At 71.4% G+C, this 19,561-nt stretch carries 14 protein-coding genes, 1 tRNA gene and 1 pseudogene; 5 read left to right on the top strand and 11 right to left on the bottom strand.

What is annotated here, in order from left to right; translation table 11 throughout:
• Positions 1-44: 44 nt before the first annotated feature.
• Positions 45-845: an SDR family NAD(P)-dependent oxidoreductase gene (locus tag ABZ312_RS13370; RefSeq protein WP_500356927.1), complete on the top strand. Its 801-nt coding sequence runs from the start codon at positions 45-47 to the stop codon at positions 843-845.
• A 314-nt stretch (positions 846-1,159) separates the two neighbouring features.
• Here ABZ312_RS13370 and ABZ312_RS13365 read toward each other — a convergent pair whose 3' ends face one another.
• On the bottom strand, positions 1,160-1,381 hold the full coding sequence (locus tag ABZ312_RS13365; protein ID WP_499511942.1) for a hypothetical protein: 222 nt from the start codon (positions 1,379-1,381) through the stop codon (positions 1,160-1,162).
• A 206-nt stretch (positions 1,382-1,587) separates the two neighbouring features.
• Between ABZ312_RS13365 and ABZ312_RS13360 the strand changes: the two genes are divergently transcribed.
• Complete coding sequence (locus ABZ312_RS13360; RefSeq protein ID WP_499511943.1) at positions 1,588-2,604, top strand: DNA-directed RNA polymerase subunit alpha; 1,017 nt, start codon at positions 1,588-1,590, stop codon at positions 2,602-2,604.
• 191 nt (positions 2,605-2,795) lie between these two features.
• On the opposite strand, the gene ABZ312_RS13355 is transcribed toward ABZ312_RS13360, so the two are convergent.
• From ABZ312_RS13355 to ABZ312_RS13340, 4 genes are all read right to left on the bottom strand, one after another.
• On the bottom strand, positions 2,796-4,211 hold the full coding sequence (locus tag ABZ312_RS13355) for an LAETG motif-containing sortase-dependent surface protein (protein WP_500322846.1): 1,416 nt from the start codon (positions 4,209-4,211) through the stop codon (positions 2,796-2,798).
• Between the two features lie 233 nt (positions 4,212-4,444).
• Positions 4,445-4,888, bottom strand: a complete 444-nt coding sequence (gene ssb / locus ABZ312_RS13350) for a single-stranded DNA-binding protein (RefSeq protein ID WP_500322844.1) — start codon at positions 4,886-4,888, stop codon at positions 4,445-4,447.
• Positions 4,889-5,002: 114 nt separating this feature from the next.
• Entirely contained in the window at positions 5,003-6,601 is a 1,599-nt protein-coding gene (locus ABZ312_RS13345) for a GTPase (RefSeq protein ID WP_500437648.1), read from the bottom strand.
• 4 nt (positions 6,602-6,605) lie between these two features.
• Positions 6,606-8,273 carry a dynamin family protein gene (locus ABZ312_RS13340; RefSeq protein ID WP_500437646.1) on the bottom strand — a complete coding sequence of 556 codons (1,668 nt, stop codon included), beginning with the start codon at positions 8,271-8,273 and terminating at the stop codon, positions 6,606-6,608.
• A 304-nt stretch (positions 8,274-8,577) separates the two neighbouring features.
• On the opposite strand from ABZ312_RS13340, the gene ABZ312_RS13335 reads away from it, so the two are divergent.
• Positions 8,578-8,650 (top strand) — tRNA-Arg (locus ABZ312_RS13335).
• Between the two features lie 308 nt (positions 8,651-8,958).
• Here the strand turns inward: ABZ312_RS13335 and ABZ312_RS13330 are convergent.
• The 5 genes and pseudogenes from ABZ312_RS13330 to ABZ312_RS13310 all read right to left on the bottom strand — a co-directional run bounded on the left by ABZ312_RS13330 (position 8,959) and on the right by ABZ312_RS13310 (position 16,086).
• Positions 8,959-11,157: an outer membrane protein assembly factor BamB family protein gene (locus ABZ312_RS13330; RefSeq protein WP_500437644.1), complete on the bottom strand. Its 2,199-nt coding sequence runs from the start codon at positions 11,155-11,157 to the stop codon at positions 8,959-8,961.
• A gap of 229 nt (positions 11,158-11,386) precedes the next feature.
• Positions 11,387-11,673: pseudogene (locus ABZ312_RS13325) on the bottom strand (DUF2238 domain-containing protein); the annotation flags it as partial.
• Positions 11,674-11,763: 90 nt separating this feature from the next.
• On the bottom strand, positions 11,764-12,426 hold the full coding sequence (locus ABZ312_RS13320) for a site-specific integrase (protein WP_500437643.1): 663 nt from the start codon (positions 12,424-12,426) through the stop codon (positions 11,764-11,766).
• 805 nt (positions 12,427-13,231) lie between these two features.
• Positions 13,232-13,750 (bottom strand): FxLYD domain-containing protein, encoded by a 519-nt coding sequence (locus ABZ312_RS13315; RefSeq protein WP_500322837.1) that lies wholly within the window; start codon positions 13,748-13,750, stop codon positions 13,232-13,234.
• 314 nt (positions 13,751-14,064) lie between these two features.
• On the bottom strand, positions 14,065-16,086 hold the full coding sequence (locus tag ABZ312_RS13310) for a M3 family metallopeptidase (RefSeq protein WP_500322836.1): 2,022 nt from the start codon (positions 16,084-16,086) through the stop codon (positions 14,065-14,067).
• Between the two features lie 59 nt (positions 16,087-16,145).
• On the opposite strand from ABZ312_RS13310, the gene ABZ312_RS13305 reads away from it, so the two are divergent.
• Both ABZ312_RS13305 and ABZ312_RS13300 read left to right on the top strand, forming a co-directional pair.
• The gene (locus tag ABZ312_RS13305; protein ID WP_500437641.1) at positions 16,146-16,814 is read left to right on the top strand and encodes a TetR/AcrR family transcriptional regulator; all 669 of its coding nucleotides are present in this window, start codon (positions 16,146-16,148) and stop codon (positions 16,812-16,814) included.
• A 194-nt stretch (positions 16,815-17,008) separates the two neighbouring features.
• A complete protein-coding gene (locus ABZ312_RS13300) occupies positions 17,009-17,212 on the top strand; it encodes a MarR family transcriptional regulator (RefSeq protein WP_499511963.1) in 204 nt (67 codons plus the stop codon).
• 18 nt (positions 17,213-17,230) lie between these two features.
• On the opposite strand, the gene ABZ312_RS13295 is transcribed toward ABZ312_RS13300, so the two are convergent.
• Entirely contained in the window at positions 17,231-19,510 is a 2,280-nt protein-coding gene (locus ABZ312_RS13295; protein WP_500437639.1) for an MMPL family transporter, read from the bottom strand.
• Positions 19,511-19,561: the final 51 nt, after the last annotated feature.

Below are 19,561 nucleotides of genomic sequence, written 5' to 3'. Positions count from 1 at the left end.
TGTGCCCGCACGATCGACACTGATTCTGATCAGGGGGACCGGACATGCTGCTGGAGAACAAGACCGCGGTCGTCTACGGCGCGGGCGGTGCGGTCGGGCGGACCGTGGCCCGAACCTTCGGCCGGGAGGGGGCACGGGTCTTCCTCACCGGTCGCAGGCTCGCCGGGCTGGAGGAGCTGGCCGGGGAGATCGAGTCCGCCGGCGGCCGGGCCGACGTCGCCCAGGTCGACGCGCTCGACCGGGAGGCGGTCGAGCGGCACGCCGCCGAGGTGGTCCGGACGACGGGCCGGCTCGACGTCTCCGTGAACGCGGTCAGCATCCGCGGTGACCTGCAGGGCACGCCGCTGACCGGTATGTCCGTGGACGACTTCCTGACGCCGATCACCACCGCGGCCACCGCCAACTTCGTCACCGCGACGACCGCGGCCCGGTACATGGCCGAACAGGGCTCGGGGGTGATCGTGACCTTCTCCACGGCGGCAGCGCACCTCTCCGGCCGGGACCAGGGCTTCCATGCGACCGGGGGCTTCGGCGTCGCCTGCGGCGCCGTGGAACTGCTCTCCCGGCACCTGGCCGGTGAGGTCGGACCGCGCGGCGTACGCGTCGTCTGCCTGCGCCCGGACGGCATCCCGGAAGCCTGGGTGTCCTGGGGCATGATCGACGACGCCGAGCCCGATCCCGAGGACAGCCCCACGGTGAAGGCCTACATGGAACGCGGCACCGCGCTGCGCCGGCTGCCGAAACTGGCCGAAGTGGCGGAGACGGCAGCTTTCATGGCGTCCGACCGGGCGGGCGCCATCACGGGGACCGTGGTCAACCTCAGCTGCGGATCCGTCAGCGGCTGAGTACGGGCCTGGTTCCGTGGTGGTCCCTCTGCGTGCCGGCGGAACCGCCGGCACCCGTGGGGGCTACGTGCGCTTGGGCCGCGGGGCGCGCATGCCCGAGGCGGGCTCCTGTACGTCCTCGGGAACGAAGGTCTCGTCCTCCCCGAAGTCCGGGGCCTGGAAGGGGTTCGTCGTCGGAGACGGCGACGCTGCGGTGGTACCGCGGGGTTGCCCTTCCGGGGCGGAGAACAGCGACGTCACATCGATGAGAGGTTTCCCTTTCGTAACAGGACCCCCTGAAGGGCCCTGGCGTGCCGTGACCCGGCACAGCGGTCCTACAGCTTGGTCATCTTGCTGTACGGGCTCAAGATCCGCATTTGCGCCGAGCCGAAATCCACGACGACCGCGGTTCCCTCGTCGACGTCGACTACCCGCCCGAGACCGTGGATGTCGTGCGTGACCTGGTCGCCCACCGCGAAGTGCTTGGGAGCGGGCGCGACCGGGGCCTTGAAGGGGCTGGTGGGCAAATGACGCTTCGGTGCAGCAGGCTTAGTCATTGCCCCCAGTATGCACCCACGAAATGCCTCGGTGGCTGACTCTCGGGGGCACGGATAGCTGATCGTTGTACTCGCTCCGGCAGGCTCCGGGCCGCCGGCCGGCCGGCGGACGGGCGGGTCAGCCACGCGGGGGGCCGTCCCACCCGTACCCTTCATGGTGTCTACGGCGTCACATAGCGGGCGCCAAACACTGGAGGCAATACCCCGTGCTGATTGCTCAGCGTCCCTCACTGACCGAAGAGGTCGTCGACGAGTTCCGTTCCCGGTTCGTGATCGAACCGCTGGAGCCGGGCTTCGGCTACACCCTCGGCAACTCGCTCCGCCGCACCCTCCTGTCGTCGATCCCCGGCGCCGCCGTCACCTCGATCCGGGTCGACGGCGTCCTGCACGAGTTCACCACCGTGCCGGGCGTCAAGGAGGACGTCACCGACCTCATCCTCAACATCAAGCAGCTCGTCGTCTCCTCGGAGCACGACGAGCCCGTCGTGATGTACCTGCGCAAGCAGGGCCCCGGCGTCGTCACCGCCGCCGACATCGCGCCCCCGGCCGGTGTCGAGGTGCACAACCCCGACCTCGTCCTGGCCACGCTGAACGGCAAGGGCAAGCTGGAGGTGGAGCTGACCGTCGAGCGCGGTCGCGGCTACGTCTCGGCCGTCCAGAACAAGCAGCAGGGCCAGGAGATCGGCCGCATCCCGGTCGACTCCATCTACAGCCCGGTGCTCAAGGTCACCTACAAGGTCGAGGCGACCCGTGTCGAGCAGCGCACCGACTTCGACAAGCTGATCGTCGACGTCGAGACCAAGCAGGCCATGCGTCCCCGCGACGCGATGGCCTCGGCCGGCAAGACCCTGGTCGAGCTGTTCGGGCTCGCCCGCGAGCTCAACGTCGACGCCGAGGGCATCGACATGGGCCCGTCCCCCACGGACGCCGCGCTCGCCGCCGACATGGCGCTGCCGATCGAGGAGCTCGAGCTCACCGTCCGTTCCTACAACTGCCTCAAGCGTGAGGGCGTTCACTCGGTGGGTGAGCTGCTGGCACGCTCCGAGGCCGACCTGCTCGACATCCGCAACTTCGGTGCGAAGTCGATCGACGAGGTCAAGGCGAAGCTGGCCGGCCTGGGCCTGGCCCTGAAGGACAGCCCGCCCGGATTCGACCCGACCGCCGCCGCCTTCGGCGCGGACGACGGCGCGGACGCCGGTTTCGTGGAGACCGAACAGTACTGAGCCCGTGCCATGTGGCGTTCCCCTCGGAGATCACCCCGAGGGGAACGTCGTGGCGCCGCCAAGCCGCTGTCCGCGGTAGGGGCGGACCCGCAGACCTGTTGCGGGCGTCCGTGCGTGCCGCGGAACGGCGAAGGGGGCGGAGGTCTTTCGACCTCCGCCCCCTTCGCTCAGGAGCGGCCAGTGGTGTCAGCTCACTCGGCGGACGGGGCCGCCTTCTTCTTGCGCAGGAAGAAGACCGCGCCGCCACCGAGGACGACCAGGACGATCGCGATGCCGGCGATCACCGGGGTGGCGCTGCTCGAACCGGTCTCGGCGAGGTCGCCGCCGGTGGTGGAGCCGGTGTCACCGGTGCCCTCGGAGGAGCCGCCGGCCGAGGCCGGGCTGGGCGAGGAGGACGGTGTGTCGCCGCCGTTGCCGGCGGTCTCGCAGTCGAGGACGCCCTCGAAGGTCTTCTCGAAGCCCTCGGGGCCGGTGATGGTGACCTTGTAGTGCTGGTCCTCGGCCACCGGCACGGTGATGGTCTCGGACTTTCCGGCCTCGACCGTGTACTCCTTGTCGGCCAGCGTGAAGGTGAACGGCTTGTCACCCTCGTTGGCGGCCGTCACGTCCAGGCCGTTCTTGGCGCAGTTGACCTCGGCGGAGACCGCCGGGATCGGCCCCTTGGCGGCCCAGGTGCCGGTGGTCGTCGCGGAGACGGAGCTGTCGCTGGAGCCGGCGAGGATCTGGACCTGCGTGGTGCTGTTGACGCCCGTGAACGCGCGGCCGACCGGGAGCTTGGTGTTCGCGGTGGCGGTCAGCGAGGTCGTGCCGTCGGGGGTGCCGGCCTCGACGTCGAAGTAGACCTCGTCGCCGTCCTTGGCGGAGGTGACCGCGGTGCCGTTCTTGTCGGTGACCTTGACGCCGGAGGGGTTGCTGGGCGCGGGGCTCACCTGGACGGTGGAGGCGTTGGTGTGGACCTTGATCGGACCGAGCAGGTCACCGGCCTTGCCGGAGACCGCCGGCGGGTCGAGGGTCAGCGACGCCGCGGGCTCCTCGAGGTTCTTGGCGCTCTTCTGCAGCCAGTCCGCGAGTTGCTCGGCGAGCGGGTTGACCGCGGTCACATTGGCCTTGTCGGAGAAGCGCCAGATGGCCACCTGGGTACCGGCGGCGGCAAGCCCCGGAGTCAGGGCGCCCTTCTTGATGCCGGCCTTCTTCTGCAGAGCGGCGAGGTCGTCGATCTGGGGGTACGAGTTCTGCAGGATCCAGTTGATCTTCCCCGCGTCAACGTTGTTGTGCAGGCTCGACTGGTCCCAGGAGACTTCCTTGTACTTCGCGCTGCTCTGCGTGGGGTTCTTGATGTCGATGCAGTACGTCTGGATCGTGCCACCGCCATCGACGGACATCTCGAAGAGGCCGGCGCCGACCTCCTCCTTGTTGCCCTTCTCCGTGATGACGGCCCTGTCGGCAGTCTTCAGGCCGCCGAGCGTCGCCGTCGCACCGGGCGCGGTGGGGGTCGCGTCGTCCGCGATGGCGGACCCGGCAACGGCTATGGAACCCGCGGCGAGGAGGCCTGAGGCCACCATCGCTACGGCAAGACGGGCAGCTCCCCGCCTCCGTACAGTGAACATGGATTTCCCCTCCGGGCGAGGCTGGTCGTGGGGGCACGCCTCGCCGACAGCTGTGGATCCCCGCGGAAAGCCGGGGTTCCGCAGAATCCTAGGAACCAACCGCACCAAAGCCACCAGGATTCACGGCCGCCCGGGAATTCGAATCGCAATCGTTACCCGTGCGTAGGCATAGACGTGAAATTGTCGATAAATCATCGACGTTTTACCGCGGGGCGAATGTGCAGCTGTCCGGCTTATCCGGACAGGGCGGCCAGTGGATCGGCGAGTGGCTCCCCAGCGCCCGCGGCGGAATTCGGAACCATCAGTTCCGGGCGGCCCACGGACGCCCGCCGGAACGCCGAGGTGCCGCGCGTCAGATCGTGGCCGCAGGCGATCGCGTCGACGTCGGCGGAGATCCAGCGCTGGCCGTCGCGCTCCTCCTCACGCACCCTCAGGCGTCCTTGGACGAGCAGCGGTTCGCCGACCCCGACCGACGCCACCACGTTCTCCCCCAGCTGCCGCCAGGCCCACACCGTGTAGAAGCTGGTGTGCCCGTCGGACCAGCCGCCGCGCTCCCGGTCCCAGCGGCGCGCGGTCGTCGCCAGCCGGAACCTGGCGACCGGCACGCCCGTGGGCGTCTTCCGGAATTCCGGCCTGGTCGCGACATTCCCCACGACGGTGACCAGTGTCTCGTTCATTGCCGATGCTCCCCGTTGCCGTCGCCGGCCGGCGGCCCCCTGCCGCCGGCCCCGCGATGGCTCCATGGTGCGCCCGCCGCGCCCCCCGTGGAGAAATGGGATTCAACCTGTGGATTACTGGCCTGTTGTGGACAACTCCGTCACCCGGAAGTGGTTTCCCGAGAGCACCCCGTACTGCTCCCGCACTTCCCGGTAACGCAGCAATTCCGCCGCCAGCGGCTCCAGCACCCGCGCCCGCCCGCAGTCGGCCGCCGCGTCGGCCATCCGCCGCTCCGCGGCCTGGCCGTGCCGCCGGGCCGGGCCGCGGGCCGCGAACCGGCTCACCCGGGTGAGCAGCGGACCGCCCAACGCGCCCACGGCCAGCAGCGCGGGCGGCAGCCACCACGGCAGCCGCAACGCGCCCGCCGCCGTCACGACCCCCGACGCCAGCGCCACCGTCGCGAGCAGCGCCAGCAGCCACTGCGCCGTACCGACCACCGTCCACCACCGGGGACGCAGCGGCTCGTCCGGCGCCACCCGCTCCACCGTCGCGTCCAGCGCCTCCGGGAGCGTGCGGCCACCGCGGCGCGCGGCTTCCCGTACCGCCTGCGCCCAGGGAGCGGGCAACCCCTCGACGGCCTCCGCCGCGACCGCGCGCACCGCCTCGTCGACCGACGCGCGGGACGCCGACAGCGCCGGACGGCGGCCGTCGAGGATGCCGTCGCGCAGACCGGCGCCGCGTCCGCGGCGCAGCCGCCGCCACGGGGTGCCGCACGCCTCCTCGGCGGCCCTGGCCCAGGCGCGCTCCGCCGCCCGGCCCGCCGCCGCGGCGCCCACGGCGTGGGCGAGGCTCGCCGTGAAGTCCTCGCGGGACCGGTCGGTGAGCCCCGTCATCCCCTCGGCGACGTACAGCGGGCGCAGCCGCTCGGCGAGCCCGTCCACGTCCGCGGACAGCCGCCGGCTCGCGGCCGCGCGCTCCGCCACGACCTGGCCGATGGCCGCCCGCAGCTCCGGCACGCCGTCACCGTTCAGCGCCGAGGTGGCCAGCACCATGGCGCCGTCCTCGCCGTGCTCGCCGACGGCGAGCCCGTCGTCGTCGAGCAGACGCCGCAGGTCGTCCAGGACCTGCTCGACGGCCTCCTCCGGGAGCCGGTCGATCTGGTTGAGGACGACGACGGTCACGTCGGCGTGCCCGGCCAGCGGCCGCAGGTAGCGCTCGTGCAGCGCCGCGTCCGCGTACTTCTCCGGGTCGAGCACCCACACGATCACGTCGACGAGCTTCAGCACCCGGTCCACCTGGTCGCGGTGGGCGGTCGCCGCCGAGTCGTGGTCCGGCAGGTCGAGCAGGACCAGGCCGGCGGGCCCGTCGTCCGTCCGTTCCGCCCCCTCGTCCAGGACGCTGTGCCGGGCGAACCGCCCCTTGGGCCCGATGCCGAGCCGGTCCAGCAGCCCGGAGGCGCCCCGGGGGTCCCAGGCACAGGCGACCGGCGCCGAGGTGGTGGGCCGGCGGACGCCGATCCGCGACAGTTCCAGACCGGTCAGCGCGTTGAACAGGGACGACTTCCCGCTGCCCGTCGCCCCCGCCAGCGCCACCACCGTGTGGTCCGCGGAGAGCCGGCGCCGGTCGCCGACCCGTTCCAGCAGTTCCCCGGCCCCGTCGAGCGCCTCGTGGCTCACGCGGGTGCGCGACAGCCCGAGCAGTTCCGACAGGGCGTCCACCCGCTCTGTGAGCACCTGATCACCTCTCCTGGAGTCCGTACGACTTCTGCACGACCGAAAGCTCCGCGATCAGCGACGCCTGCTGGGCCGCCGTCACATCCAGCGCGTCCACCGGGAGCACCCGCAGTTCCCGCTCCGCGTCGAGCACCTTGCCGACGAGCCGGTCCAGCTCCTCGCGCGCCCGGTCGCCCGCCCGCAGCGCCGCCTGCGCGCCGACGAGGGAGGCGAGCTGCTCGCCCGCGACCGTGCCCTTGCGGCCGCCGAGCACGGCGACCGCGATCAGTGCCGCCGCGTGCTGCGGGTCGACGCCCTCCGCACTGCCGCGCACCGACTGGTGCGCGAGGCGGTTCACCGTGAACCCCCAGGTGTCGACGGCGTCCTCAATCCGCTCGGCGGCGTCGTCGGCGGCCGCCTCCGGGTCGGCGTCCTCCGTCAGGACGGCGCCCGCGCGGTCGCCGCGCCAGGCGTCGAGGGTCCGCTCGTCCGCCGCCGCGACCTCGGTGCGCAGCTGGACCGCCAGGCTCTCGGCGAGGGCGCACAGCAGGGCCGCGGGGCCGCAGTCGGGGTAGCCGCGCCAGCTGGCCAGGGCGTCCCCGGCGAGCAGCGCCCCGGCGCCGACGGCCTCCTGCACGCGCGACTCGGCCTCGTCGTAGGCGTTGTCCACGTGGCGGGTCAGACGTACCGCGGCGGCGTGCTGCGCGGCCGAGGCGCCGGCCAGTTCCGGGAGCCGGTTGCCGAGCGAGCCCAGCACCCCGGTCACGGTGCGCCGTGCCGCCTGGTGCCGCGCGGCCGGGTCCTCGGCGCAGTGCGCGAGCCAGCTGCCGAGCGCCGCCACCGCCGTGTGCGGCAGCAGCCCGCCGGCCCCCGCGGACTCGGGCAGTTCCGGGACGGTGAACCGCGGCACGTCCCCGAGCCCGGCCCGGGTCAGCAGGGCCGCGTAGTGCTGCGAGACGTCCTCGGCGATCTGGTGCGGCACCCGGTCCAGGACGGTGGCCAGGGTGACGTCGTACTCCTTGGCCGTACGCAGCAGGTGCCACGGCACGGCGTCGGCGTAGCGCGACGCGGTGGTCACCAGGATCCAGATGTCGGCCGCGCAGAGCAGTTCGGCGGCGAGCTCGCGGTTGCGGGAGACGAGGGAGTCGATGTCGGGCGCGTCCAGCAGGGCGAGCCCGCGCGGCAGCGTGTCGTCGGTCTCCAGGCGCAGCCACAGCCTGGTCTCCTCCGCCTCGCGCTCCTCGTCGTTCCCGTCCGGCCTCTCCCCCCCGTCGGCGTCGGCCGCGGTCCTGGGTCGCGGTGCCCAGGCCCGGGCCAGGCCCGGCAGCACCCGCGGATCGGCGAACCACGCGCGGTCCTGGGGGTGGCACACCAGCACCGGTGTGCGCGTCGTGGGGCGCAGCACGCCCGCGTCACTCACCCGCCGCCCGATCAGCGAGTTCACGAGCGTGGACTTCCCCGCTCCCGTCGAACCGCCCACCACGGCCAGCAGCGGCGCTTCGGGCGCCTTCAGCCGGGGCACCAGATAGTCGTCGAGCTGCGCCAGCAGCTCTTGACGTGTGCGGCGGGCCCGCTCGGCTCCGGGAAGGGGGAGGGGAAAGCGCGCGTCCGCGACGCGGTCGCGCAGCGCCGACAGCGCGTCGAGGAGTTCGGGCCGTACATCCAAGATCGCCACAGTGGCAGAATGCCCCATTTTGGTGGGTTTTTGAAGCGTATTCCGCCTAGTTCACATCTTTCGGCCCGCAAGAAGACCGGAACGGGACAGAAGGGCCGGAAGAGACACCGGCATAACGAGTGCACAACAGCCGTCGACTGAGGCGCCAAAACTGGTGCGACATTCGCACCTGCCTGCGATTATCAGACCGCTTCACCGAACCTACACAACGTGTCATGAAGGCGAAGCAACCGGCCGCACATCAGCCGCGCCCTATCCTTGTCCCCGGCAAGGTCACGGAACCGTCGACACAAGGGGCGGGTTCGGTCGCGGCCAACGTCCGGCCCCCGTAGCTCAGTGGATAGAGCAGGCGCCTTCTAAGCGCTTGGCCGCAGGTTCGAGTCCTGCCGGGGGCACCCACTGCGCCCCTCCACATGGAGGGGCTTTTTGCTGGTCAGGGCCCCCGTGATCGCGCCCGAGTCGACACTGACCCTCCTTGGAGATCTTGGGAAGGGTACGACGCTGTCCGGCTGTCTCCGGGTTTCTGCGGGTGGCTGCGGACAATGCGCGGACACGTCCTGTGTGGGCGGCACCCTGTTGTTCAGCCAGGCGGCCAGAGAGGCGTGCCGCGGTCTGACAGCCCGCGGCCACCGCCGGGCCAGCGCCGCTGCGCGGACGGCTTCGAACCGCCGACATCTGCCGTGCGCAAGGACAGGGAGCGCCGTTACAGCGACACCGCGTAGACATGCCCGTCCTCGCTGCCCGCGTACGCCACTCCGTCTGCTACGACCGGAGGGTACACGCGCCCCCCAGTCACGAATTTCCACACCTGACGTCCGGTGCGGCCGTCCATGGCGTACAGGTGCTTGTCACCACTGCCCAGGTAGACGACACCGCTGGCCACCACCGGCTGGAGCGTCATGATGTCGTGGTGCGTGAACAGCCATCTCTCCCGGCCGGTACGCGTGTCCAGGGCGCGGAAGGTGCTGTCCTTGTCGCGGTGCTCCTCCGCCGCGGACACGTAGACCATGTCCTTGGTGACGATCGGAGGATTGAGGTCGCTACCCGTGTCGTCATTGATGGTGTACTTCCACTCGTGCCGACCGTTGGAGGCATCGAAAGCGTGAAGCGCGACGGCGTCGTCCGTCTCCTTGCTGAAGGCACAGACCCTGCCGCTTCCGCTGCTGCCGGGCTGCCCCACCATCTCGCTTCCGGTGAACTTCCAGCCCACTCGCCCTGTGGCCGCGTCCAGGGCGTGCAGCCCGCGCAAGCTCTGCGTCAACACCCACCTGCCGACGACAAGCAGTGCCGGGTCGGGGAACATGTCGGGCTCAGCCGTCCACTTCGGCTCACCGGTCGCCGCGTCCAAGGCCTGGAGATTCCGCATGCCGGCTACGAAAACCGCGCCGTGGCCGACCGCTACCGCAGGACGGGGCGTGTCGGTCTCGAATGTCCAAAGCCGACGGCCGTCGGCCGCGTCCTTGGCCTCCAGGGTGATGTGCGACCTTCCGCCCGCGATCGTGCTCCTGGTGACGAGATACGCGACGCCGTTCCTGACGATCGGCCGCGGCCAGATACTGGGAGATTCCCAGAGTGGCTCCCCCGTGGCCGCGTCCAGGGCTTTGGTGCTGCCCTGCGAGTCCTCCTCGCTCAGGTACAAGATTCCATCGGCCACGGTCGGGGCCGGGTACGTGTCCGCGCGTGTGGTGACCTTCCATCGCTGTTGACCGGTGCCGGCGTCCACCGCGTACAGGTGGTTGTCCTTGCTGACGGCGTACACCAGCCCCTTGGCCGCGGCCGGCGTCCCGATCACGGCACCGCCGGTCGCGAACCTCCAACGCTCGTGGCCTTGTCCGCTGTCCTCCCTGAACACGGACCAGCCGGCAACAGCCGCGCTCGCCACCGCGGCGCCCGCGAGCCCGAGAATGACCCGCCGCCGGGACATGCCCGAGGGGGCACTTCGGGGCAGCGCTCGCTCGCGCGCGTCCGGGCCAGCGGCGCCGTGGCCGTCCGGTGCACCGCTCACCGACTGGGCGGCCGCGCGGGACTGCACGGTGTGGGCGATCGCCATGGGCAGCCAGCCGATGTCGGTGAACACTTCGGTGGCCTCAGGGCCGCTTCCGTTGAGTTCAGTCAGTTCGCGCAACAGCGACGACACCGAGGGGCGTTCACCGGGTTCTTTCGCCAGGCACCAGGCCAGTACGGGGCGAAGCCGGGACGGCACGGCATCCAGGTCCGGTTCCTCGTACACGGCGCGGTAGCCGACTTGGGGCATCGACCCCGTCCCGAACGGCCCATCGCCGGTCACCGCGAACACCAGCACGGCGCCGAGGGAGAACACGTCGCTCGGTGTGCCCACCGGATCGCCCTTCAGTTGCTCCGGCGACATGAACCCCGGCGTCCCGAAGACCTGACCGTCCTGAGTCAGCACGCTCGATCCGCTGACCGTGGAGATCCCGAAGTCGATCAGCCGTGGCCCGTCCTCGGCAAGGAGCACATTCGACGGCTTGAGGTCGCGATGGATCACACCGGCCGTGTGTATCGATTCCAGCGCCTCCGCAAGACCGGCGGCCATGGGATAGGCCGATGCCTCGGGCAGCGGGCCGTGCTCGGCGAGGGCGTCCCGCAACGAGACGCCCTGCACGTAGGCGGTGGCGAGCCAGGGCGGAGACCCCTCCGGGTCGGCGTCGACCACGGCAGCGGTGAAGGCTCCGCTCACCGCACGGGCCGAGGTCACCTCGCGGGCGAAGCGACGCCTGAATTCCCAGTCCTCGGCCGACTCGGGACGGAGGACCTTCACAGCGACCTGCCGTCCGCCACGGGAGACCCCCAGGTAGACGATCCCCATCCCGCCTGCGCCGAGTCGTGCCACGACCCGGTACGGACCCACCCACTGCGGGTCTGCTGCCGTTAGCGCCAGCATCAACAACCTCCGCGGTGCCACGCCTTTGTGAACGCATCATGATCCCCGACGGCCCGCGACACGTCGTCAGAAACGGGCGGGGCGGCATCGCTTTGTAGCAACTCTGTTGCACAGAAAGGAGTTTCGGAGCACGAGTGGTCGATTTGAGCGCTTTGCGCGGGACGACGCGACGCGACGCGACGCGACGCTAGGCTCGTCCGCTCGGCAAGGCGCCGGCCCGGGCGCCCCGCTACCGCCCGGTGCGCTGTGTGAGCGCCGCCAGCTGCCGGTCGTGCACCCGGCTGAGCAGCGGGGAGAGCATGGCCCCGATCAGGGCGCAGAACATGTCTCACTGGCTGTCCCAGACGTCCCCCGCGTGGCGAGGAACGCGTCCGCGGAGTGCCCACCGATCAGTGCGGCCCACCACCCCAGCCGTTCGAAGAACGCGCTGAACGCCAGGCAAGCGCAGACGGTGAGCGGCGCGAGCCACTGGCTGCCGCGCAGCGAAGACGTGCGGATCAGCAGCTCCCGGACCACACGGCGGGCACCCCGGCCACTCACGGTCGACCCGCGCCGCCCCGGAGCCGGACAGTCGGGGCAGCGCGGGTGGCCGACAGCGCCGCCAGATCACACTTGGTCGTCCTGCCCTGTGAGGTCCTGCGCGCCTTCCAGTCGCATTTGGAGGTCCTTGAGCTGTCCGGTGATGCACCGGGCGTAGATGGCCAGGAGGACCGGCACGCTGTTGCCTGCCCATTCGGCGACCTGTGCGGGTGGCACGCCGTTGTTCAGCCAGGTGGTGAGGCAGGTATGCCGCAGGTCATAGACGCGTTTGCCAAGCGGGGACGTCTGCTCGTACTTGGTCAGGACCGCCATGCGGGCTTTGCCCCACGCGCGCCGGAAGACCCACCCCGCCAGCTTGCCGCCGTACTGTCCCTGGAACAGCAGGTCACTGGGCTTCAGCCCCTTGACCGCGATGTGTTCACGCAGGATCGCAGTGAGCGCAGGGTGGCAAGGAACGTTGCGGGTGTCTCCCTGCGCCCGGCCCTTGAGATGTCGTTCGTCGTGGATCTTCCCCGAGTCGGTCCAGTGCCTCCCTACCTCTGGGGTCGCGGTGTGGAAGACCAGTTCTCCCCACTGATCTGCGGCGTCCTCGACCGGCAGGATCGCATCCCCGACATGCATCGCCACCAGCCAGTTCGCGGTTGTTGGCGCCGACCAGCCGCCAGCCGACCGCGGCGACCGGCGCCCCGGCCCGGTCGTGCCGGTCGTGCCGGTCACCGCGGTCGTCACGACCGCGGCGGTCCTGGCCGTCGGGTCCGGCTCCCCTGTCGGGTCTCGCCGTACGCGACGAGCCCTCCGAGGAGGGCCCGGGGTCCTCCGGGCTCCCCGGTCCCGCAGGCGATGAGGCCTGTGGCAGGTACCTGCCACCAACATGAGCCGACATGTACAGAACGCGTGGCCGGACCATGGCGGCCGACCTCCCTCCCCTTCGCGCTGTTGTGCCCCAGGCCGAAAGACGTCCTCAGGCGGCACTGACAGTCGCGGCCCATGAGGGGGCTGCGCTCACGGAAGAGTGAAGGCCGAACGGAGAGAAGATGAACGAAACGTGCAGGTCCACGCGAGGTAATCGGGATCAGGGCATCGGTGACGCTCCGCACCGGAAAGAGGGCGCCAGGCGGGCGGTCCGACACGGAACGCCCCCGCGCAACCGCCCAGGGCGACCGGGACGGTCCGTCAGATGAAGGGACCCACCCGGGGTCACCGCACGTACGTGACGCTTTTCCGCCATTTCGCCGCTACCTGGCGGGTGTCGGGGGTGTATGCGGAACCTCACGGAATCCGACTCCTGCCCGCACGGCGACGGCCTCGGCGCGAAGCGCTCCCGGGTGCACCGTCGTTCGCCGGGTTGGCGGGCAGACCCGTCCCTGCCACCACCGGTCCCGGCCGGGCGCCCGCGTGCACTGCGCGCCGTCCCGCCGGACGGACCCCGCGGTCACATGCCGCGGGGTCCGGAAGGCGAAACGGAGTCACGGTCGCCGGAGGGGAAGGCGGAGCGTGCCACGCGCTCACCCTCGGCGGCAGGGCGGGCCAGCGGTCAACTCGCCTTGCGCAGGACCTCGGTGACCTTGCAGTCGATCTCACCGGAGGCCGGATCGCTCCCCTGCGCGCTCGTCTGCGCCTCGTCCCCCGCGGTCAGGCCGGTCGCGGTCGCGACGGCCTGGGCGATGCGCCGTCCGCCGCCGTCCACGAACTCGATGCGCACCTCGTAGTCGGAGGTCTGCGAGCTGTGGTTGGTGAGGGTCACCTCGGCAGTGGGCAACTTGCTGAAGTCGGCGAGGCCGCACGAGGTGACCTTCGCGTCACCCGGGGCCGGCTTCCCGCCGCCGCCCTCGACCGGGGACGCGCTGACCGCGGAGGAGTCACCCCCCGAACCGCCCTTGTCGTCCCCGGTCTTGAGGGCGAAGGCGACGCTGCCCCCCACGACGATGACGATGGCGACGATCCCGAAACCGATAATCTTCCCCGCCCCCGTCTTCTTCGGCGGCCGGCTCCAGTCCGGCTCCTGGGGCGGCGGGTAGTGGCCCGGTGGCGATGCGTGCGACGACTGAGACATGGTGAACCCCCTGAGGCTCGGTTGTGAAGACACCGTGACAGAGCTTCACCATGCGCGCAGAGACAAAAGCTGTCTGTAATGTTGCCGTGACCCATCCGGTATAGATCATTCCTGATAGGTCTGCGCCAAGGGTCCGATCGGGCGGCCCGGAGCACCTCGGGGGTCCGCGGTCCCGCCCGGCCGGGCCCCACCGCCGGTTGGCCGACGAGGCGTTGGGCCTCGCCGGCCACCGGCTCGGTGGGAAGCGGCGGGACGACGGAACGGACGCCGTCGCCGTCCTTCGGCCGGGGAAGGACCCCGGAGAGGTCAGCCGGTCAGCCGGTCAGACCGCGGCGCGTCAACAGCGGCTCGATGCGCGGCGCACGGCCCCGGAAGCCCTCGAACGCGGCCATCGGGTCGACGCTGCCCCCGCGGGAGAGCAGCTCGCGGCGGAAGGTGTCGCCGTTCTCGCGCCGCAGGCCGCCGTTCTCCTTGAACCACTCCACGGTGTCCGCGTCGAGCACCTCGCTCCAGATGTACGAGTAGTACCCGGCGCTGTAGCCGTGGGCGAAGATGTGCGCGAAGTAGGTGCTGCGGTAGCGCGGCGGGATCGCGGGCAGCGCGAGCCCGGCCTCCTTCAGGGCGGCGGCCTCGAACTCCTCAGCGTCGCCGGGGTCGTGGCCGGCCGGGATGGTGTGCCAGGCCCAGTCGAGGACGGCGGCCGCCAGGTACTCCACCGTGCGGAAGCCCTGCCCGAACCGCTCCGCGGCCTCCATCCGGGCCACGAGTTCGGCGGGCATGGGCTCGCCGGTCTCGTGGTGGCGGGCGTAGTGGGCCAGCACCTGCGGCCAGGTCACCCACATCTCGTTGACCTGGGAGGGGTACTCGACGAAGTCGCGCGGGACGGCCGTGCCGGAGAAGAAGGGGTGCCGGACGTCGGAGAACAGGCCGTGCAGGGCGTGGCCGAACTCGTGGAAGAGGGTGTTGACCTCGTCGTAGGTGAGCAGCGCGGGCTCGCCGGCGGCGGGCTTGGCGACGTTGAGGTTGTTGACCACGACGGGCTTGCGGCCGTAGAGCGCGGACTGGTCGACCAGGCTGTTCATCCAGGCGCCGCCGCGCTTGGAGGCGCGGGCGAAGTAGTCGCCCAGGTAGAGGCCGAGGGGCGAGCCGTCGGCGTTGAAGACCTCGAAGACCCGGACGTCGGGGTGGTAGCCGGCGAGGTCGGCGCGCTCGGTGAAGCTCAGACCGTAGACCTGGCCGGCGGCGAAGAAGACGCCGTCCTTGAGGACCCGGTCCAGCTCGAAGTAGGGGCGCATGGCGGCGGTGTCGATGTCGTACTCCGCCTTGCGGACCTTCTCCGACCAGTACGTCCAGTCCCAGGCGGAGAAGTCCTCCAGCCCGGAGGCGGCGGTCAGGGCGGCGGCCTCGCGCTCGGCGTTGGCGACGGCGGGCGGGACCAGACGGGCGAGCAGCGAGGTCACGGCCTCGGGGGTGCCGGCGGTCTGGTCGGCGACGACGTACGCGGCGTGGTTCTCGTAGCCGAGCAGGGCGGCGCGCTCGGCGCGCAGCCGGGCGATGCGGGCGGTGAGTTCGCGGTTGGAGGTCAGGCCGCGGCCGAGCGAGGCCTCCAGCAGACGGCGGCGCAGGGCACGGTCGTCGAGCGAGGCCAGTTCGGACTGGTTGGAGAAGTTCTTCAGGCTGAGGACGTACCGGCCGTCGTGGCCGAGGGCCGTGGCGTTGGCGGCCGCGGCGGCGACGGCGTCGGCGGAGAGCCCGGCCAGTTCGTCGGCGCCGTCGAGGACGAGGGCGGCGGCCTTGGTGTCGGCGAACAGGTTCTGCTCGAACGCGGTGGAGGCTTCCGCGATCTCCGCGTTGAGCGCCCTCAGGCGCTCGCGGCCCTCCTCGGTGAGTTCGGCGCCCGCGCGGACGAAACGGGTGTGGTAGCGCTCCAGCAGCCGCAGCGCCTCGGCGTCCAGGCCGAGTTCTCGGCGGCTCTCGTACAGCGCCTTGACGCGGCCGTAGAGGACGGGGTCGAGGTGGATGGCGTCGGCGTGGGCGGCGAGGGCGGGGTTGATCCTCGCCTCGATCTCCTGGATGCCAGGACCGGTGTCGGCGCTCGCGCGGTTGAAGAAGACCTTCGACACGCGGTCCAGCAGGTCTCCGGAGCGCTCCAGGGCGACGATCGTGTTCTCGAAGCCCGGTGGTTCGGGGTTCGCGGCGACGGCCTCGGTCTCGGCGAGCTGCTCGGCCATCCCCTGCTCGAAGGCGGGGAGGTAGTGCTCCTCGCGGATGTCGGCGAAGGGCGGCAGCTCGTACGGGAGGGTGCTCGGGCTGAGGAAGGGATTCGTCGAGGTCACGCCACCGACCTTACGCCCGGTGCCTGCCGCCCGGACGTGGCCTTCCCTAGGATGCCCGGATGGCAGCTACGCGTACGGACGGCCGGGTGGAGCGCGGCAACCAGACCCGCCGGCTGGTGCTGGACCGCACCATGGCGATCGCCTCGGTCGAGGGTCTGGAAGGTCTGTCGCTGGGCCGGCTGGCGACCGAACTCGGGCTCAGCAAGAGCGGGGTGTTCGCCCTGTTCGGGTCGAAGGAGGAGCTGCAGCTCGCCACCGTGCGGGCGGCCCGCGAGGTGTACATCCGGCAGGTGGTGGAGCCGTCGCGGGAGCTGCCGGCGGGGCTGGCCCGGGTGTGGCGGCTGTGCGAGTCGTGGCTGGACTACTCGCGGCGGCGGGTGTTCCCGGGCGGCTGCTTCCTGCTGGCGGTGTCGGCGGAGTACGACGCGCGCAGCGGGCCGGTGCACGACGTGGTCGCCCAGGCCCGGCTGGAGTGGACGACCTACGTCGAGATCACCCTCGAGAAGGCCCGGCGGACGGGACAGCTGTGCGCCGACGCCGACATCCCGTTGCTGTCCTTCGAGCTGATCGCGCTGCTGGACACCGGCAACCTGCAGTCGGTGCTCTTCGACGACGTCGCGGCCTACACCCGGGCGGGCACCGCCATCCTCAACCGTCTGAGGGCGGTGGCCGACGCGGACGCGGCCGAGGGGGAAGTCCCCCCGCTGCCTGCCCGGTTCGAGGGCTGAGGGGCGCGGCTTCCCGCACCCGGACGGTTCCTCCGACAATCGGGGAGGCCGGTCATGCATCCGCCACGTTTGTCACCGTTACGCGGGCTTCGCGTCACAGATGATCAACAGCCCCTTCCGCCCTTGATCGCATGTCGTTGTCCCGGCGAGGCCGGCCACCCCCCCGAGGCCGGCGCATGGGAGGTGCGTGGGAGATGACGGACCGGACCCTCTGGTCGTACGCCGAGATCGCCGCTCACATCCGGGTGCAGGTCGACACCGTGCGCTCGTACCGCAAGCACGGGCACTTGCCGCCCCCCGACATCGTGGAGGGCGGCAAGCCGTTCTGGTACGCGGACACCATCCGCCTGTGGAGCTCCCGGCGCCCCGGGAACCGCGGACGCCAGGAGTTCGGCTGACGTCGGCCCGGCCGCCGCTCAGCCCGAGCGGGCCGGCTCCGGCTCCGGGTCCGGTACGGGCTCCTCCCGTACAGGGGCCCGGCCGGGGCCCTCGCCCTCGCTCAGCCCGAACCGGTCGTGCAGCGCCCTCAGCGGCCGCGGCGCCCACCAGGTGGCCCGTCCGCTCAGCCGCATCACGGCGGGCACGAGCAGGGTGCGCACCACCATCGCGTCCATGAGGACGGCGAGTGCGATCCCGAGGCCCAGCATCTTGGTGTTGGCGATCCGCGAGGTGCCGATGGCCACCATCACCACCGCCAGGATGACCGCGGCCGCCGTGATGAGCCCGCCGGTGCGGCGCACCCCGAAGACGACCGCCGCACGGTGGTCACCGGTCCGGTCGTGCTCCTCCTTGATGCGCGACAGGAGGAAGACGCCGTAGTCCATCGAGAGTCCGAAGGCGACGCAGAACATCAGCACCGGCAGTGTGGTCTCGATGCTGCCCGTCGCGGTGAAGTCGAGCAGACCGGACAGGTGACCGTCCTGGAACACCCACACCACCGCCCCGAACATGGCGGTGAGGCTCAGCGCGTTGAGCAGCACGGCCTGCAGCGGGATGACCGCGCTGCCGGTGAGGAGGAAGACCAGCACCAAGGTCACCGCGGCGATCAGGGCGGCCGCCCACGGCAGGCGGTCGGCTATGACGTCCTTGGTGTCGACCAGCTGGGCCGCGGTGCCGGTGGCGGAGACCTTGAAGGGGGCGTCGACCGCCCGGATCCTGCCGACGAGGTCCTGGCTCGCCTCGTCCACCGACTCCGCCTCGGGCAGCACGGTGAGGTACGCCGCGCCGTCGGTGGCCCTGGCCGCCTCGGCCGGGCCGGGCTCGGCGGTCCGCCGGCCCTGCGCGTACTGGCCGGCCGGGCCGTCGACGACCACCACTCCGGGCAACGCGGAGAGCCTGCCGCTGTAGTCGCCGAGCTGGGCCTCGGTGGGACGGCCCTCGGCGAGCACGGTGATCTCTCCGCCGGGGTTGCCGGGGAACCCGTCGCGTATGTGCTGCTGCACGACGTGCGCCTCGGCCGTCGCGGGCAGCTGGCGGTCGTCGGCGGTGCCGAACTGCACCTGCAGGAAGGGCAGCCCGAGCAGGACCAGCCCGGCGACCGTGCCGATCGCGAACAGCGGGGCACGGCGCATCACCAGGCGGGCGAGCCGCGCGTAGCCCGCGCCCGGCTCCCGTCCGGCCTTCCCGCTCCGCCGGCGCGACAGGAGACGGCGCAGGTCGAGGGAGTTGACCCGGTGGCCGAGCACCACCAGCGCGGCGGGCAGGATCACCAGCGCGGCGGCGGCCGCCAGCAGCACCACGGCGATGCCCGCGTACGCGAACGAGCGCAGGAAGTACTGCGGGAACAGGAACATCGCGGAGAGCGCGGCGGCCACGGTGAGGGCCGAGAAGAGCACCGTGCGCCCGGCCGTGCGCAGCGTGGCGCCCACGGCGGTCAGCGGGTCGGCCCCGGTGTCCAGCTCCTCCCGGAAGCGCCGCACGATGAACAGGGCGTAGTCGATGGCGAGTCCGAGACCGAGGGCCGTCGTGAGGTTCTGCGCGAAGATCGAGACGTCCGTGAACGTCGTGATGCCCCGCAGCACGGCGTTGGTGCCCAGGATCGCCACGACGCCGACGCCCAGCGGCAGTACCGCCGCGACGGCGCTGCCGAACACCATGATGAGCAGCAGGAGGGTGATCGGCAGCGCGATGAGCTCGGCGCGGGCCAGGTCCTCCTGGATCGTGGTCTGCAGGTCGTGCCGGAACGCGGCCATGCCGCCGACCTTGACCTCCACCGCGCCGTGCCGTCCCCGGTATTCGGGGGCGATGCGCTCGACGGCCGCGGCGACGGCGTCGTCGTCGCCGCCGATCCGCGCGACGATCATGGCCTCGCGGCTGTCCTCGGCGCGCAGCGCGGAGGCCCGGGTCGTCCAGTACGAGGTGACGCCGGCGATGTCCTCGTCCGCCGCGAGCCGGCGACCGAGCTCCCGTCCCTCGGCCGCCACCTCCGGGGAGTCCACACCGGCGCCACGGCCGTCGACGAGGAGGATCAGATTGGGCTGCGAGTCCGGGAAGTACCTCTCCAGCGCGTCCGCCGCGTAGGCCGACTCCGAGCCGGGGGCTTCCCATCCGCCGCTGCGCAGCCGGTCCGCGACGCCGCTGCCCGCGACCACGGCGAGGGCGGTGAACAGCAGCGCCAGCAGCAGGGTGAGGCGAGGACGGGCGGTCATCGCCCGGGTCCAGCCCCCCGGCGGGCGCTCACGGTTGACATCCGACATGACAGAGGTGTCCCCTCCCCTGAGGAACCGCCGTAAAATGGCGAACACGAG

Origin of the sequence: Streptomyces sp. NPDC006207, assembly GCF_040613835.1 — a bacterium.
Lineage (GTDB): Bacteria > Actinomycetota > Actinomycetes > Streptomycetales > Streptomycetaceae > Actinacidiphila.
Note: the sequence above shows the minus strand (reverse complement) of the source record. Positions and strands in the feature narration are given on the sequence as shown.

Coding starts and splice junctions, on each gene's coding strand:
- ABZ312_RS13370 (WP_500356927.1), top strand. CDS start 45: ATGCTGCTGGAGAACAAGACCGCGGTCGTCTACGGCGCGGGCGGTGCG.
- ABZ312_RS13365 (WP_499511942.1), bottom strand. CDS start 1,381: ATGACTAAGCCTGCTGCACCGAAGCGTCATTTGCCCACCAGCCCCTTC.
- ABZ312_RS13355 (WP_500322846.1), bottom strand. CDS start 4,211: ATGTTCACTGTACGGAGGCGGGGAGCTGCCCGTCTTGCCGTAGCGATG.
- ssb (WP_500322844.1), bottom strand. CDS start 4,888: ATGAACGAGACACTGGTCACCGTCGTGGGGAATGTCGCGACCAGGCCG.
- ABZ312_RS13340 (WP_500437646.1), bottom strand. CDS start 8,273: ATGGGGCATTCTGCCACTGTGGCGATCTTGGATGTACGGCCCGAACTC.
- ABZ312_RS13330 (WP_500437644.1), bottom strand. CDS start 11,157: ATGCTGGCGCTAACGGCAGCAGACCCGCAGTGGGTGGGTCCGTACCGG.
- ABZ312_RS13315 (WP_500322837.1), bottom strand. CDS start 13,750: ATGTCTCAGTCGTCGCACGCATCGCCACCGGGCCACTACCCGCCGCCC.
- ABZ312_RS13305 (WP_500437641.1), top strand. CDS start 16,146: ATGGCAGCTACGCGTACGGACGGCCGGGTGGAGCGCGGCAACCAGACC.
- ABZ312_RS13300 (WP_499511963.1), top strand. CDS start 17,009: ATGACGGACCGGACCCTCTGGTCGTACGCCGAGATCGCCGCTCACATC.
- ABZ312_RS13295 (WP_500437639.1), bottom strand. CDS start 19,510: ATGTCGGATGTCAACCGTGAGCGCCCGCCGGGGGGCTGGACCCGGGCG.